Consider the following 15,512-nt stretch of genomic DNA (forward strand, 5'->3'; position numbering starts at 1 on the left):
GCCCGCATTATTGGCAACTAGCGCGCCGGCCTTCCCCTCGCCGAGCGCGCAGACCTCCCGCAGCCGCGGGGGGTCTTTTTGTTGCGCCGGCCGGTGCCTGACGAAGGGATCACCATGACGTTTCAGGTCTACGACACCACGCTGCGCGACGGCGCCCAGCGCGAGGGGCTCAGCTACTCGGTGGTCGACAAGCTCGCCGTGGCGCGGCTGCTCGACGAGTTCGGTGTCGGGTTCATCGAGGGTGGCTGGCCGGGCGCGGTGCCGAAGGACACCGAGTTCTTCCGCCGGGCGCGCACCGAACTCGACCTCCGGCACGCGGTGCTCGTCGCGTTCGGCGCCACCCGCCGGGCCGGCACGGTGGCCGCCGACGATCCGCAGGTGCGTGGCCTGCTCGACGCGCAGACCCCGGCGGTCGCCCTGGTCGCCAAGGCCGACCTGAGGCACGTCGAGCGGGCGTTGCGCACGACCGCCAAGGAGAACCTGGCGATGATCTACGACACGGTGGCCCACCTGGTCGCCGAGGGGCGTCGGGTCTTCGTCGACGGTGAGCACACCTTCGACGGTTACCGGCACGACCCGGCGTACACCGCGTCGGTGGTGGAGACCGCCCTCGCGGCGGGCGCCGAGCGGTTCGTGCTCTGCGACACCAACGGCGGGATGCTGCCGTCCCAGGTGACCGCCGCCATCGTCGACCTCACCGACCGGATCGGTGTCGCGCCGGAGCTGCTCGGCATGCACGCCCAGAACGACACCGCCTGCGCGGTGGCCAACACCATCGCCGCCGTGGAGGCCGGGGTCCGGCACGTGCAGGGCACCGCCAACGGGTACGGCGAGCGGCCGGGCAACGCCGACATCTTCGCGGTCGTCGCGAACCTCCAACTCAAGCTCGGGCTGCCGGTCCTACCGGAGGGCTGCCTGGAGCAGATGGTGCGGGTCTCCCACGCCATCGCCGAGATCGCCAACATCGCCCCCGACACCCACCAGGCGTACGCCGGGGCCGCGGCCTTCGCCCACAAGGCGGGGTTGCACGCGAGCGCGATCAAGGTGGATCCGCTGCTCTACAACCACGTGGAGCCCGAGGTGGTCGGCAACGACATGCGGATCCTGGTCACCGAGATGGCCGGCCGGGCCAGCATCGAGCTGAAGAGCCGCGAGCTGGGGTTGGATCTGGCCGGCCATCCGGAGACCCTGTCCCGGGTCACCAACCGGGTCAAGGAGCTGGAGGCCGGCGGGTGGTCCTTCGAGGCCGCCGACGCCTCGTTCGAGCTGCTGGTCCGCTCCGAGCTGCCGGACGCCGCGCCGGTGCGGCCCTTCGCGTTGGAGTCGTACCGGGTGCTGGTCGAGCACCGCGAGGACGGCTCGGTCGTCTCCGAGGCGACCGTCAAGATCCGGGTACGCGGGGAACGGGTGATCGCCACGGCCGAGGGCAACGGACCGGTGAACGCGTTGGACGAGGCGCTGCGGGTCGGTCTCGGCCGGCACTACCCCGAGTTGCGGGACTTCGAGCTGGCCGACTACAAGGTGCGGATCCTGGAGGGCAGCCACGGCACCGGCGCGGTGACCCGGGTGCTCGTCGAGACGGCCGACGGGCGGGGCGGTGGCTGGACCACCGTCGGCGTACACCCCAACGTGGTCGAGGCGAGCTGGCACGCCCTGGTCGACGCGCTCACCTACGGCCTGGACCGCGCCCGGGTCTGACGTCTGGGCCCCGTGGCCTATCGGCTCTCGGCGGCAGGTAGGCGCAGCTCGGCGAGGACCATGCGGTGGTCGCTGCCGGGCAACGGGTGGACCGTCACGTCCCGTACGGCGATGCGACGGTCCACCAGCACGTGGTCGATCACCACGGGCGGGATGAGGTCCCCGTCGTACGGTCCCCAGGTGCCGGTGAGCCCAGCGCCGACCGAGGCGGCTGCGTCGACGTAGCCGGTGTCGAGCAGGGTCCGCAGCGGACCGTGGTCGAGGGTGGCGTTGAAGTCACCGGCGAGGATGCTCAACGGTCCGTCGGGGGTGGCCGCCGGCTGGGCGGCCAGGTCGGCGTGCCAGAACTCCACCTGGTCGACCGCGTACGGGGCCGCCGGGTGCGCCGACTCGACGCGGACCGGGGGCGCGCCGGGCACCGTGACGGTCGCGTACGCCTGGGTGAAGCCCCAGGCGCCGCGCAGCTGTCGGATGCCGCCGTCGCTGAGCGGATGTCGGGCGTACAGGCCGGAGCCGGGGGTGCCGACGGCCGGGTTGAGCTGCCGGTGCACCAGCACCATGTCGAGGCCGAGCCGATCCAGCTCGGCCTGGGCGGTCGGGGTGAACTCCTGCACGAGCAGCAGGTCGACCTGCCGGGCGTGGACCACCTCCACCACCGCCGCCGGATCGGCGGCACCGGCGAGCAGGTTGGCGGTGAGCACCCGCACGGTCGGTCCGGTAGCGTTCGGCTGCGCCGCGGGCAGGGCGCGGGGTGCCACCAGCGCGACCAGGGCGAGGGTGGTCAGCGCCGCGACGATCGCCGGGGCCCGGCGGCGCAGGGCGAGCGCGAGGACCAGCGGGGCCAGGCTCGCGATCGTCACGTACGGCGTGAAGGCCAACGCCTGGACCAACGGCCCCCGGTCCAGACCGATCGACCGCACCAGCACCCACCCGACACCCGGCGCGACGGCCAACCAGCAGAGCAGGCCGCCCCGGGACGGCCGCCAGGCCCGGTGGCCGATGGTGATCTCCACGGCAGGCAGGCTACTGAATCCCGCCCGGTGTGCACCGCCCGGCCGCGAAGGCCCGAGCCGGCCGGCTCCCGTACGGCAGCTCGACAAAGATCCCAGAATCGATTTCATGAATTGCGCACGGCTTCACTTTCGCAATTTATGGCCTTGATCCGGCAACGCGCCGACGGCATTGCCACTATTGACCCTCGGCATTTTGCAGTGCTACGTTTCAGCTGCTCGGGAGGCTGCGCTCGGGCAAGGAACTGCCAGCTCAGAGCGCATGTCAATGGGCCGGGTTGGATGCGTCTGCGGGTGCGCTCCCGGACGGGGTGCGCAGGCGGTGAGCGCTCATTGCCGCCCGACTCGAAAAAGGCAACAACCGCCCCGCGTGTCGCGGGTCGGCCGTATCTCCACGCCTGAAAAGGGAGTCCCGTCATGACCAGATTATTCCGACGCAAGACGGCCGCGGTGGCTATCGCGGCGCTGGCGCTGGCCCTGGCCGGCGGCGGAATCGCCGCGGCGAAGCCGACCACCGGGTCCGCCCAGCCCACCGCCCGCAGCGCCCAGCAGCCGGCCGTCACCACCGCCTCACTGAACAGCGCGAAGGCCACCCTCGCCAAGGGCGACGCGGTGGGCACCCAGGCCGTCAGCGGCTTCTACGCCACGGCGGTCAACGCCAACGGCACCAAGGCCCGCGGCGACGGTGTCGTCATCAAGTACGGCGTCGGCGAGTACGAGGTGCAGTTCGGCAGCAACGTCACGTACGGCATCTACGTGGCGACGATCGGCCGGCCGGACTCGTGTTGCATTCCGCCTGCCGGTGAGATCTCCGTGGCGCGGCGGCTGCTCACTCCGAACGCGGTCTTCATCCAGACTCGTGACTCCGCCGGTACCCCCGCCGACCTGCCGTTCTACCTCCTCGTGCACCGCTGATCGGTGCACTGTCACCGGCCTCCGTCGCAGGACGGAGGCCGGTGCCGTGTGGGAACGGACCCCATCCTTTCCCGCTGTCCGGTAAGGGCGCCGATCACGTGGTCTGGGCGGCGGAGGGCCGGTAATTCCGACGTTTGTCCGCCGGTCGGCTCGGGAAGCAAGCACCGTGACGGACATCTCGGACACCATGGCCAGCCTGCCCAGCCCGGCCGATCCGGACGCGACCGCGGCGGAGTTGGACCAGACGCTCTTCGAGGTCAAACGCGTGATCGTCGGGCAGGACCGGCTCGTCGAACGCCTCCTGGTCGCACTGCTCGCCGACGGGCACTGCCTGCTGGAGGGCGTACCGGGAGTGGCCAAGACCCTCGCCGCGCAGACCCTCGCGACGGTGGTCGGCGGCAGCTTCTCCCGCATCCAGTTCACCCCCGATCTCGTCCCCTCCGACATCGTCGGCACCCGGATCTACCGCGCCTCGAAGGAGAGCTTCGACGTCGAGCTGGGCCCGGTGATGGCGAACCTGGTGCTGGCGGACGAGATCAACCGCGCCCCGGCCAAGGTGCAGTCGGCGCTGCTGGAGGCGATGGCCGAGCGCCAGGTGTCGATCGGCGGGCGCAGCCACCCGGTACCGGAGCCGTTCCTGGTGCTGGCCACCCAGAATCCCATCGAGTCGGAAGGGGTCTACCAGCTGCCGGAGGCGCAGCGGGACCGCTTCCTCATGAAGATCGTCGTCGACTATCCGGACGTCGCCGACGAGTTGGCCATCCTCTACCGGATGAGCGCCGACCGCCCCCGGGCGCACCGGGTGCTCGACCCGGAACGGCTGCGCGAGTTCCAGCGTCAGGCCAGGCAGGTCTTCGTCCATCACGCCATCGCCGAGTACGTGGTCCGGCTCATCCTCGCCACCCGTGACCCCGGCCGGTTCGGGTTGCCGGAGATGGCCGGGCTGCTCGCCTACGGTGCCAGCCCACGTGCCACCCTCGGGCTGGTCTCGGCCGCCCGCGCCCAGGCCCTGCTCCGGGGACGCGGCTACGTCCTGCCCGACGACGTCCGGGAACTCGCGACGGACGTACTGGCCCACCGGCTGGTGCTCTCCTTCGACGCGGTCGCCGACGGGGTGAGCGCCGAATGGGTGGTCCACCGGCTGGTCGAGGCGGTACCGCCGCCCCGGGTGACCGCCGCCAGACCGGCGTACGCGACCGACCTGGCAGTCGCCTGATGGGCCGCCGGAACCCCGTGCCGCCGGTGGCGGCGGACCCGGTGCTCACCGACCTCACCCCCGGCCAGCGGTTGCGGCGGCTGGAACTCACGGTGACCCGACGTCTCGACGGCCTGCTGCACGGCGAGCGGCACGGTCTGCTGCCCGGTCCCGGCAGCGAACCGGCGGGCAGCCGCGAGTACCGGCCGGGTGAGGACGAGGTACGCCGGATGGACTGGTCGGTGACGGCCCGCACCGCGGTACCGCACGTGCGGGAGGTGGACGCCGACCGGGAGCTGACCACCTGGCTGCTCGTCGACGCCAGCCCCAGCATGGAGTACGGCACCGCCGAGCTGGACAAGCGGGAACTGGCCGTCGCCGCCGTCGCCACCATCGGCTTCCTCACCGCCGGGCCCGGCAACCGGCTCGGCGCGCAGGTGCTCACGCCGTACGGGCTGCACCGGGTGCCGGCCCGGGGCGGGCGTACCCATCTGCTCGGGCTGCTGCGTGCGTTGCTGGCCGCGCCCCGGGCCGGCGACGACCCGGACGTCGGGTCCCGGGCCGTGCCCGTCGGCGGGCTGGCCGACGCGCTGGCCGAGGTGCGCCGGGTTGCCCACCGGCGTGGTCTGGTGGTGGTGGTCTCCGACTTCCTCGACGGCCTGCCCGACGACCCACGGTGCCCGGCCCGCTGGGAGCGTGCGCTACGTCAGCTCGCGGTGCGCCACCAGGTACTCGCGGTCGAGGTGACCGACCCGCGCGAGCTGGAACTGCCGGACGTCGGTCTGATCACCCTGGTCGACCCGGAGACCGGTGAACACCGCGAGGTGTGGACCGGCGACCGACACCTGCGCGAGCGCTACGCGGCGGCGGCCGCCGCCCAACGTGAGCAGGTCCGGGAGGCGCTGCGCCGGGCCGGTGCGACCCACCTGGCGCTACGCACCGACCGGGACTGGACCGTCGACATCGTCCGGCACGTGCACGCGCAACGCCGGCTGGTCGCCGCCGCGGCCACGCCGCACCGGGGAGGTACGGCGTGATCTGGCAGTCACCTGTGCGGCTCTGGCTGTTGCTCGGTGTGCTCGCACTGGCGGCGGCGTACCTGGTGGCGCAGCGGCGCCGCAGCCGGTACGCGGTCCGCTTCACCAACCTGCGGCTGCTCGACCGGGTGGCGCCCCGGCGCCCGACCTGGCGTCGACACCTGCCGGCCGGCCTCTTCCTGGCGATGCTGGCCCTGCTCGTGGTCGGCTTCGCCCGACCCACCGCCGAGGTCCGGGTGCCCCGGGAACGCGCCACGGTGATGGTGGCGGTGGACGTCTCCACCTCGATGCTCGCCGGCGACGTGGAGCCGGACCGGCTCAGCGCGGCCAAGAGCGCCGCTCGGCGGTTCGCCGACGGCCTGCCCGGCGAGTTCAACGTGGGACTCGTCGCGTTCGCCGGTAGCGCGGCGGTACTGGTGCCACCGGGCACCGACCGGGAAGCGCTGCACGACGGGATCGAGCGGTTGGCCGAGGGCGCGACGGGTGTGCAGGGCACCGCGATCGGCGAGGCGATCAGCACCTCGCTGGGCGCGGTGAAGGCGCTCGACGACAAGGCCACGACCGAGCCGCCACCGGCCCGGATCATCCTGCTCTCCGACGGGGCGAACACCTCGGGCATGGATCCGGTGGAGGCCGCCGCCGAGGCGGTGGCCCTCGACGTGCCGGTGCACAGCATCTCGTTCGGTACGCCGGGTGGCTTCGTCGACCGGGGCGGGCGACCGATCCAGGTGCCGGTGGACGGGGAGACGCTGCGGGCCGTGGCCGAGCAGACCGGGGGCGGTTTCCACGAGGCCGGTACGAGCGCCGAACTGCGGGCCGTCTACGACGACATCGGCAGCTCGGTGGGTTGGCGCACGGTGCGGCAGGACGTCTCGGCCCGGTTCATCGGGCTCGGGCTGGTCTTCGCGATGGGCGCGGCGGCCGGCTCGATGCGCTGGTTCTCCCGCCTGCCCTGAGTTCCGACCGTCCGTCCGACCCGCGACGGCGGCCGCGGCCGAGCCACACACGTGAGGAGCGTACGTATGGCAGTGCAGACCGGACTGGGTGAGCCGCGCGGACCCTGGTTCGTCTCGCCCGAACTCGACCCGGACGGGCGGGGCGGGACGGACCCGGCGGCGCGGGAGCGGGAGCGGTTGCTGGGTGGCTGGCGGCGCCGGCTGCTCGCGGGGCTGGCGATGATCGCGATCTCCGCCGGGTCGGGGGCGCTCGCCGGCGGCTGGGTGGCCGGTCGCGACGGCATCGCGGGGCCGGCCGCCGCGTCCGCCGCCCCGGTGCCGGCCGAGCTGGTGACCGCCGCCGAGAAGACCGTGCCCGGTGTGGTGTCGGTGCTGGTGGGTGGGGCGGCGGGTGGCTCGGCGAGCGGTTCCGGCTTCGCGGTCGACTCCGAGCAACACATCATCACCAACGACCACATCATCGCCAAGGGCCGTGGCGGGCCGGTGACCGTCGAACTGCCGGACGGCCGGCGGTACGCGGCGGAGGTGGTCGGCCGGGAGCCGGACAGTGATCTCGCGGTGCTCAAGGTGCCGTCGTCGGCCAACCTGACGTCGCTGCCGTTGGCCAAGCCGGGTGCGACCCGGGTCGGCGAACCGGTGCTGGCCGTAGGGTCGCCACTGGGGCTGCCCGGCACCGTCACCGCGGGCATCGTCAGCGCGCTGGACCGGCAGGTGCGCCTCGGCGACAACCGGCACCGGGCGGTGCAGACCGATGCCTCCATCAACCCCGGCAACTCAGGTGGACCCCTGGTCAACGCCCGGGGCGAGGTGGTCGGGGTGAACACCGCGATCGCGACGATGGACGGCAACGGCTCCATCGGCATCGGGTTCGCCATCCCGATCGAGCAGGTGCAGCAGACCGCCGACACGATCATCGGGAAAGGCGGCTGATCACTTATGGTAACTGTCCGATTACGGGGAGATCGGGGCAACTGTCGGATTCCGGCGCCTGATGATCGGAGAATGGAAATATTACGCTCGGTATGAATACTGGCGTGGGTGGAGCGTCCTCTCATCGCGGCCCTCCTGCTGGTGGGCCTCATCATCGGAAGTGGCGTCGGGTCGTCGTACGCGCGCGCCCGACGGGGCTGGAACGACTACCAGGCGGCGAAGAAGACCGTGCCCGGGGCGCGTCGCGCCGCCTGGATGCTGATCAAAGTCGTCACCACGAAGGTCGGCGTCATCGCCCTGCTCCTGATCGGAGCGGTCGCGTACGCCGCCACCGGTGGCGGTGACGGTCCGGCACCGTCGACGCCGACGCCGAGCAGCACCGCCGACGAGCGGCCCGATCGCTGACCATCCGGTCGCCGAACCGGATGCGCGCTCGCGGCGTTGGCGCGAGGGCGCCGCGGACCCCGCGCTAGCCTCAGGGCGTGGACGACGGACTGCGGGTGACCGACCGGTGGGTGGTTTCCGCCGCCGAACTGCGGGAGCGGTTCTCCCGGTCGTCCGGGCCGGGCGGGCAGGGCGTCAACACCGCCGACTCCCGGGTCGAGCTGAGCTTCGACCTGGCCGGCTCACCGAGCATCCCCGAGTCGCTGCGTACCCGGGCGCTGGACCGGCTCGCCGGACGGCTGGTCGACGGCGTGCTGACGATCGCCGCCAGCGAGCACCGGACGCAGCTGGCCAACCGTGAGGCGGCGCGGGAACGCCTGGTCTCGGTGCTGCGCGAGGCGGTCGCCCCGCCACCGCCACCGCGTCGTCCGACCCGCCCGTCGCGGGCGGCCAAGGAGCGGCGGCTGGCCGAGAAGAAGCGTCGGGGGCAGCGCAAGCGCGACCGTCGGGTGGACGGCGAGTAGCCCCGTCAATCGCCGTCGAGCAGCGCGGAGCACACCTCGATCAGCCGGGCCCGCAGCCGGCCGGCCCGCTGCGCGAACTCGCGTTGCCGCGCCACGTACTCGGCCTTGCCGTCCGGCGTCTCGATCGCCACCGGCGGCTCACCGTAGGAGGAGAAGTCGTACGGCGACGCCCGCATGTCGAGCAGCCGGATCTCGCCGGCCAGCTCGAAGCAGTCGAGCGCCAGCGCACCGGGCACGGCGGGGCCCAGCTTGGTGGCCCACTTGTGGCAGTCCATCGAGGCGTGCAGACAGCCGGGCTGGTCGAGGTCCACCTGACCGGCCCGGGTCGGTCGGAGGTGGTTGAGTTCGACCGCCTCGGGGGTGAAGAACCGGTACGCGTCGAAGTGCGTGCACCGGATCTGGTGCGACTCGACCACCGCGTCCGTGCCCCGCTGACCGAGTCGAAGGGGCAGCGGGTGCCGGTGCTCGGCCTGGCGGTACACCATCGCCCACTCGTGCAGCCCGAAGCAGCCGGTGAAGGCCGGTCGGGACGCGATCGCGGTCAGCAGTCGGTGGATGAAGCGCACCGAGTCGCCCCGGTCGGTCAGGAACGCGTCGACGTCGAGGCGTACCGAGCCGTCGGCGTCGGTCGCGTACCAGCGCCACCGGTGCTGCGGTGCCGGACCGTCCGGACCGGCCTCCAGCCGGACACCGACGCCCGGGTGCCACCGGCGTAGCACCGCCGGCCGGGTGCCGTAGTAGTCGTACAGGAAGTCGTCGATGGCGTGACGTGCCCCGGCGGCCCGGCGGGCCCGGTGGCCCGCCGTGAGTGAATCGGCGCGTCGCTCGTGCCCGGCCAGCAGGGGTCGCCAGGCGGTTGCCGGCAGGCTGGCCGGTCGCCCGCCGTCGACACCACCGACGACGGGGGCGGGGACGGTGCTCACGGAGCCAAGGGTACGACCGCCGTCCGGTCGCCGGTCAGGGCACGTCGACGCGGACACCCGCGGAGAAGACCCCGCTGCGCAGTTCCAGTCGCTGCGGCGCCTCACGCCCGGTGACGGTGAAGACCAGCGGCAGCACCATCCGGCTGCCGGCGGCCAGCGGATCGGCGAACACGTCGCGTCCCTGGTTCGCCCGGCGGGTGGCCGGCTCGTCGGTGGTGACCCAGTTGCCGTTGGCCAGGTACGCCCGTTGCAGCTTGCCGTGCCAGCTCTGGTGCTCGCGGGTGAGGTTGCGGACCCCGACGGTCGCCTGACACTGCCGCGCGCCCCGGCCCGGTTCGCAGGTGATCCGGTAGACGGTGAACTCGAACGCGTCCTCGCGCAGCGGGGTCCCCAGGCTTCCGCTGACTCCGGTGCCCGTCCAGGCGCCGCTGGTCGGCTGGCTGTCCGTGTCGATCGCGACGACCCGGCGGGTGGCCGACCACGCGGCGGCGCCCAGCGTGCCGGCCAGCACGATCGCGGCCACCGGCACCACGACCCACACCGGTGGCTTGCGGCGTCGGGCCGGCGGCCGGGGCGCGGCCGGGCGTGGGTAGATGGTGCCCGGCCCGTCCGAGGCCAGTGCCGCGGCGACCGGCCGTCGGCGGCGTCGCCAGGCGAGCAGGCCCACCACGCCCAGCACCAGCAGCGCGGCGCCGGCGGCCACCAGCGCGGGTGTCTGGCGACGCCAGCCCGTGGCCTCCGGCGACTGCGACGCCGCCATCCCCGGCGCAGTCCAGGTGGCGCTCGCACAGTCGTACGGCTGTCGGCCGTCACTGGCGTAGGCGCACGTCGGAGCGGTCACCGGCTGTCGGGATCCGGTCGTGGTGAGCGTGGTGCCCAGAGTGGTGGTGCTCTCCGGCGCCAGCCTCAGCCGCCAGGTCACCTCGGTCGCCGACGATCCGCCGGGGCGGAGCACCCGGCCACCGTCGCTCACCGTGGTCGCCGAGACCCCCTGGGGCAGCTCCTGACGGACGGTCGTCTCCACCGGGGTGCTGCCGGCGTTGCGGACCTCGATCCGGTACCCGGGCGCGCTGCTCCGCTCCGGCGCGACCCGTACGCTCACCTTCGGCCTGGCGGCCGGCGAGACCACCCGGGTCGGCGTCGGTACCGCCGGTGGTGCCGCCGGCATGCTGGGCTCGGGTGCTGCCGCCGCCGGCGTGAGCCCCGCCGTCGGAGCGTGCGGGGCGGTGACCGCCGGAGCGTGCGGGGCGGTGGCGGTCGGCAGCACCGGCAGGGCGGTCAACAGACCGACGCAGTGCACGATCGCGGCGAGGGTCCTGTGGTGTCGTGTCGATGCAGGCATACGAACGAACCTCCGCAGCCGACGCTAGGGGCGGGCGCGCGTCGGGTGGGTACGAAGCGGTGAATCCGGCCCGAACGGTGCGCGGTGCGGGTAAGCTGCGCCGACCGTTCGCTGGCCGCACTACATTGGCCTGGTGCGTATCGCTCGTTTTGCTCATGCCAAGGGAATGTCGTTCGGTGTCGTCGAGGGGGAGCCGGAGGCCGGGGCCCAGGGGCTCACCATCGCCGAGATCTCCGGCCACCCGTTCGGCCAGATCACGTTCAGCGGGGTCCGCTGGGCGTTGTCCGACGTCCGGCTGCTCTCGCCGATCCTGCCCAGCAAGGTGGTCTGCGTCGGCCGTAACTACGCCGAGCACGCCGCCGAACACGGCGCCGAGGTGCCGAAGGAGCCGCTGTTGTTCCTGAAGCCCTCGACCTCGGTGATCGGTCCCCGGGACGCGATCCGGCTGCCGGAGTTCAGCAGGCAGGTCGAGCACGAGGCCGAGTTGGCGGTGGTGATCGGCGCACCCGGCGCCCGCCGGGCCGACCGGGCCGCGGCGGAACGGGCCATCTTCGGCTACACCTGCGCCAACGACGTCACCGCCCGGGACCTGCAACGGTCCGACAGCCAGTGGACCCGGGCCAAGGGGTTCGACTCGTTCTGCCCGATCGGGCCGTGGATCACCACCGGGCTGGACGTCACCGACCTGGAGATCCGCTGCGAGGTCGGTCGCGATCCGGAGGAGATGGAGGTGCGGCAGCTCGGCCGCACCGGCGACATGGTCTTCGATGCGCCGGCCCTGGTGTCGTACGTTTCACACGTGATGACGTTGTTGCCCGGTGACGTTGTGTTGACCGGTACGCCGGCAGGGGTTAGCCCGCTCGCGGACGGGGATACGGTGAGCGTCCGGATCGAGGGGATCGGGGAGCTGACGAACCCGGTGGTGTCGGCGACCTGATCGCCGTTTTGGCAGCTCAGTAGCGGTTTGGGGAAGTCGATTTGGCCTGTCGGTGCCGGGAGGGTAGAGTTTGTTCCCGGCGCCGCAAGGGGCCAATGGGGTATGGGGTAATTGGCAGCCCGACTGATTCTGGTTCAGTTAGTCTAGGTTCGAGTCCTGGTACCCCAGCGCAGCCGAGATTCGTCACGAATCGAGGCCGCTGGATTCTGGTGGAGTTCGGCACGAGGCACCGCGAGGGGCTCTGGTGCCGAGGTCTGGTAGAGTTCGGCGGCACCGCCTGAAAGGGTGGTGCCGCGATGTGTTCTGGCCCCGTCGTCTAGCGGCCCAGGACGCCGCCCTCTCAAGGCGGTAGCGCCGGTTCGAATCCGGTCGGGGCTACAGGTGTTCACGGCTCGTTCCGCCGCTGCGGAGCGGGCCGTTTCGCTTTCTCGGTCAACTGCCGACCCCGACCGCCGTTGCCGCGGCGGCGCCGCTAGACTACTGCCGCACCGCCCACAAGGGCTGGTGAATCTGGAAAGTACCTGGCCCCGTCGTCTAGCGGCCCAGGACGCCGCCCTCTCAAGGCGGTAGCGCCGGTTCGAATCCGGTCGGGGCTACCACAAAGGCCCGTCCCACCCGGACGGGCCTCTCCGCACCCAGCCCACCTCGTTGATCATGAGGTTAGCGGCAATTTAAAGATCAACAACTGCCGTTAACCTCATGATCAACGAGGTGCAGGGGGTTAGAGGCCGGAGAGGCGTTGGCCGGCGCGGACCACGGCCATGGCGTGGCGTTCGCCGGGGCGGCGGCCGAGGCGCTCGATGGGGCCGGAGATGGAAATGGCGGCGATCACGCGGCCGGTGCGGTCGCGGATCGGGGCTGAGACGCTTGCCACACCGGCCTCGCGTTCGGCGACGCTCTGCGCCCAGCCTCGGCGGCGGACCTCGGCGAGGGTGCGGCCGGTGAACTTCGACCGGGGCAGCAGTGGCATCACCGCCTCCGGCGGCTCCCAGGCGAGCAGGATCTGCGCCGCCGAGCCGGCGGTCATCGGCAGCACCGAGCCGACCGGCACGGTGTCGCGCAGCCCGCTGGCCCGCTCGGCGGCGGCCACACAGATCCGCTCGTCCGCCCGACGCAGGTAGAGCTGGGCGCTCTCGCCGGTGGCGTCCCGCAGGGCGGCCAGCAGTGGCTCGGCCGCGGTCAGCAGCACATCCGGCGCCGCGTTCGCCAACTCGCCCAGGCGCGGGCCGGGACGCCAGCGACCCTGGGTGTCCCGGACCAGCATCCGGTGGATCTCCAGCGCCTGCGCCAGCCGGTGCGCGGTGGCTCGGGGCAGCTTCGTGCGTTCAACAAGTTCGGCAAGGCTGGCGCCGTCGACACAGGCGGCCAGGATGACCACCGCCTTGTCGAGAACGCCGACACCGCTCATACTGTGTCCCACAAGCCGAAATTTACCTCCCAGAATTTAGGATGTCCAGATGGTGGGAGTCACTCCAGAGCCGAGAACCTTGGCCGAGAAGGTCTGGGACGCACACATCGTCCGGTCCGCTGATGGTGAGCCCGACCTGCTCTTCATCGACCTGCACCTGCTGCACGAGGTGACCAGCCCGCAGGCGTTCGACGGCCTGCGCATGGCCGGCCGTCGGGTGCGGCGTACCGACCTCACGCTGGCCACCGAGGATCACAACACCCCGACCGGGTACGCCGATCCCTCGTTCCAGCAGCGTCGCGGCGACCTGCTCACCATCGCCGACCCCACCTCCCGCACCCAGATCGAGACGCTGCGGCGCAACTGCGCCGAGTTCGGCGTACGGCTGCATCCGCTCGGCGACGCCAACCAGGGCATCGTGCACGTCATCGGCCCGCAGCTCGGCCTCACCCAGCCCGGCATGACGATCGTCTGCGGCGACTCGCACACCGCCACCCACGGCGCGTTCGGCGCCCTGGCCTTCGGCATCGGCACCAGCGAGGTGGAGCACGTGCTGGCCACCCAGACGTTGCCGCAGGCTCGCCCGAAGACGATGGCGGTCACCGTCGACGGCCGGCTCGGCCCCGGTGTCACCGCCAAGGACCTGGTGCTCGCCCTGATCGCCAAGGTCGGTACCGGCGGCGGGCGCGGACACATCGTGGAGTACCGGGGCGAGGCGATCCGGGCGTTGTCCATGGAAGGGCGGATGACGATCGCCAACATGTCCATCGAGTGGGGCGCCAAGGCCGGCATGATCGCGCCGGACGAGACGACCTTCGCGTACCTGAAGGGGCGGCCGAACGCCCCCGGCGGCGCCGACTGGGAGGCGGCGCTCGCCTACTGGCGGACCCTGCCCACCGACGAGGGCGCGACCTTCGACTCCGAGGTGACCCTGGACGCCACCGAGATCACGCCGTTCGTCACCTGGGGCACCAACCCGGGGCAGGGTGCGCCGCTGGGTGCGGTCGTACCGGACCCGGAGGAGTTCGTCACCGAGCCGGAGCGGGCCGCCGCCCGCCGTGCCCTGGCGTACATGGACCTGAACCCCGGCACCGCGTTGCGCGACCTCGCCGTCGACGTGGTGTTCGTGGGTTCCTGCACCAACGGGCGCCTGGAGGACCTCCGCGCCGCCGCCGACGTGCTGCGCGGCCATCGGGTCGCCGACGGGGTACGCATGCTCGTGGTGCCCGGCTCGGCCGCGGTACGCGAGGCGGCCGAGGCGGAGGGGCTGGACAAGGTCTTCACCGACGCCGGTGCCGAATGGCGCTTCGCCGGCTGCTCCATGTGTCTGGGCATGAACCCGGACACGCTCTCGCCGGGGCAGCGCGCCGCCTCGACCTCCAACCGGAACTTCGAGGGCCGCCAGGGCCGGGGTGGGCGTACTCACCTGGTCAGCCCGCCGGTGGCCGCCGCCACCGCCGTCGTCGGCCGGTTGGCCGCACCCGCCGACCTGTAGAAGGGCTGCGACATGGACAAGTTCACCGTGCACACCGGCACCGCCCTGCCGCTGCGTCGCTCCGACGTGGACACTGACCAGATCATCCCCGCCGTGTACCTCAAGCGGGTGACCCGGACCGGTTTCGCCGACGGGCTGTTCAGCGCGTGGCGGGAGGATCCGGCATTCGTGCTCAACGATCAAGCTTATTCGGGAGCGTCGATTCTGGTGGCCGGCCCCGAGTTCGGCACCGGGTCATCGCGGGAGCACGCGGTGTGGGCGTTGCGTGACTACGGCTTCCGAGTGGTGATCTCGCCGCGCTTCGGTGACATCTTCCGCGGGAACGCCCTCAAGGAAGGGTTGCTTCCGGTAGAGCTTGAATTGAAAGCCGTCGAAGAAATCTGGAGCCTGGTCGAGGAGAATCCGGCCACCCCGGTGATCGTCGACCTGACCGCGCGTGAGGTGCGGGTCGGCACCGCCACCTGGTCGTTCCCGCTCGACGACTTCAGCCGTTGGCGGCTGATGGAGGGCTTGGACGACATTGGACTCACCCTCCGCCACGAGGACCGGATCAGCGCCTTCGAGGCCGACCGACCGGCCTTCCTGCCTCGGGTCGCGTAGCCCGAACGCCCCGATCCGCAGCCGATTCCGCCCCCACCGGTGCCACCGGTGGGGGCGAATCCGTTACGACACAAGGGCTTTTTTCCGCCGAATGTTTGTGTCCCGCCAGCACAGGGCATACCGTGCGCGCAGAATGGCTCGCGTCGAGTCAGTTGCAC

At 71.9% G+C, this 15,512-nt stretch carries 15 protein-coding genes and 3 tRNA genes; 14 read left to right on the forward strand and 4 right to left on the reverse strand.

The window, feature by feature from the left end; translation table 11 throughout:
• Positions 1-114: 114 nt before the first annotated feature.
• On the forward strand, positions 115-1,698 hold the full coding sequence (cimA, locus tag V5O40_RS10840; RefSeq protein WP_332905319.1) for a citramalate synthase: 1,584 nt from the start codon (positions 115-117) through the stop codon (positions 1,696-1,698).
• A 17-nt stretch (positions 1,699-1,715) separates the two neighbouring features.
• On the opposite strand, the gene V5O40_RS10845 is transcribed toward cimA, so the two are convergent.
• Positions 1,716-2,705 carry an endonuclease/exonuclease/phosphatase family protein gene (locus V5O40_RS10845; protein ID WP_408631857.1) on the reverse strand — a complete coding sequence of 330 codons (990 nt, stop codon included), beginning with the start codon at positions 2,703-2,705 and terminating at the stop codon, positions 1,716-1,718.
• A gap of 420 nt (positions 2,706-3,125) precedes the next feature.
• On the opposite strand from V5O40_RS10845, the gene V5O40_RS10850 reads away from it, so the two are divergent.
• The 7 genes from V5O40_RS10850 to arfB all read left to right on the forward strand — a co-directional run bounded on the left by V5O40_RS10850 (position 3,126) and on the right by arfB (position 8,649).
• Positions 3,126-3,623 (forward strand): hypothetical protein, encoded by a 498-nt coding sequence (locus V5O40_RS10850; protein WP_332905320.1) that lies wholly within the window; start codon positions 3,126-3,128, stop codon positions 3,621-3,623.
• A 166-nt stretch (positions 3,624-3,789) separates the two neighbouring features.
• On the forward strand, positions 3,790-4,839 hold the full coding sequence (locus V5O40_RS10855; protein WP_332905321.1) for an AAA family ATPase: 1,050 nt from the start codon (positions 3,790-3,792) through the stop codon (positions 4,837-4,839).
• A 26-nt stretch (positions 4,840-4,865) separates the two neighbouring features.
• A complete protein-coding gene (locus tag V5O40_RS10860) occupies positions 4,866-5,855 on the forward strand; it encodes a DUF58 domain-containing protein (protein ID WP_408631858.1) in 990 nt (329 codons plus the stop codon).
• Positions 5,852-6,811, forward strand: coding sequence for a VWA domain-containing protein (locus V5O40_RS10865; RefSeq protein WP_332905323.1), 960 nt, complete (start codon positions 5,852-5,854; stop codon positions 6,809-6,811). Before V5O40_RS10860 ends, V5O40_RS10865 begins: the two co-directional genes overlap by 4 nt.
• A gap of 66 nt (positions 6,812-6,877) precedes the next feature.
• Complete coding sequence (locus V5O40_RS10870) at positions 6,878-7,741, forward strand: S1C family serine protease (RefSeq protein WP_332905324.1); 864 nt, start codon at positions 6,878-6,880, stop codon at positions 7,739-7,741.
• Between the two features lie 108 nt (positions 7,742-7,849).
• A complete protein-coding gene (locus V5O40_RS10875; protein ID WP_332905325.1) occupies positions 7,850-8,146 on the forward strand; it encodes a hypothetical protein in 297 nt (98 codons plus the stop codon).
• A gap of 77 nt (positions 8,147-8,223) precedes the next feature.
• Positions 8,224-8,649, forward strand: a complete 426-nt coding sequence (gene arfB / locus V5O40_RS10880; RefSeq protein ID WP_332905326.1) for an alternative ribosome rescue aminoacyl-tRNA hydrolase ArfB — start codon at positions 8,224-8,226, stop codon at positions 8,647-8,649.
• Between the two features lie 5 nt (positions 8,650-8,654).
• Here the strand turns inward: arfB and V5O40_RS10885 are convergent, their stop codons facing one another.
• Both V5O40_RS10885 and V5O40_RS10890 read right to left on the reverse strand, forming a co-directional pair.
• Positions 8,655-9,572, reverse strand: coding sequence for a 3-methyladenine DNA glycosylase (locus V5O40_RS10885; protein ID WP_332905327.1), 918 nt, complete (start codon positions 9,570-9,572; stop codon positions 8,655-8,657).
• A 34-nt stretch (positions 9,573-9,606) separates the two neighbouring features.
• The gene (locus V5O40_RS10890) at positions 9,607-10,914 is read right to left on the reverse strand and encodes an LPXTG cell wall anchor domain-containing protein (RefSeq protein WP_332905328.1); all 1,308 of its coding nucleotides are present in this window, start codon (positions 10,912-10,914) and stop codon (positions 9,607-9,609) included.
• Between the two features lie 133 nt (positions 10,915-11,047).
• Here V5O40_RS10890 and V5O40_RS10895 point away from each other — a divergent pair, with 133 nt between their 5' ends.
• From V5O40_RS10895 to V5O40_RS10910, 4 genes are all read left to right on the forward strand, one after another.
• Positions 11,048-11,851: a fumarylacetoacetate hydrolase family protein gene (locus tag V5O40_RS10895; protein WP_332905329.1), complete on the forward strand. Its 804-nt coding sequence runs from the start codon at positions 11,048-11,050 to the stop codon at positions 11,849-11,851.
• Positions 11,852-11,947: 96 nt separating this feature from the next.
• A tRNA-Gln gene (locus V5O40_RS10900) sits at positions 11,948-12,019 on the forward strand.
• A gap of 137 nt (positions 12,020-12,156) precedes the next feature.
• Positions 12,157-12,229 (forward strand) — tRNA-Glu (locus tag V5O40_RS10905).
• Between the two features lie 145 nt (positions 12,230-12,374).
• Positions 12,375-12,450: transfer RNA gene (locus V5O40_RS10910), tRNA-Glu, on the forward strand.
• 122 nt (positions 12,451-12,572) lie between these two features.
• Here the strand turns inward: V5O40_RS10910 and V5O40_RS10915 are convergent.
• Positions 12,573-13,259 (reverse strand): IclR family transcriptional regulator, encoded by a 687-nt coding sequence (locus V5O40_RS10915; protein ID WP_013284529.1) that lies wholly within the window; start codon positions 13,257-13,259, stop codon positions 12,573-12,575.
• A gap of 49 nt (positions 13,260-13,308) precedes the next feature.
• Between V5O40_RS10915 and leuC the strand changes: the two genes are divergently transcribed.
• Positions 13,309-14,754, forward strand: a complete 1,446-nt coding sequence (leuC, locus tag V5O40_RS10920) for a 3-isopropylmalate dehydratase large subunit (protein WP_332905330.1) — start codon at positions 13,309-13,311, stop codon at positions 14,752-14,754.
• A gap of 12 nt (positions 14,755-14,766) precedes the next feature.
• On the forward strand, positions 14,767-15,354 hold the full coding sequence (leuD, locus tag V5O40_RS10925; protein WP_332905331.1) for a 3-isopropylmalate dehydratase small subunit: 588 nt from the start codon (positions 14,767-14,769) through the stop codon (positions 15,352-15,354).
• Positions 15,355-15,512: the final 158 nt, after the last annotated feature.

Origin of the sequence: Micromonospora palythoicola (assembly GCF_036689795.1) — a bacterium.
Classification (GTDB): Bacteria; Actinomycetota; Actinomycetes; order Mycobacteriales; family Micromonosporaceae; genus Micromonospora; species Micromonospora palythoicola.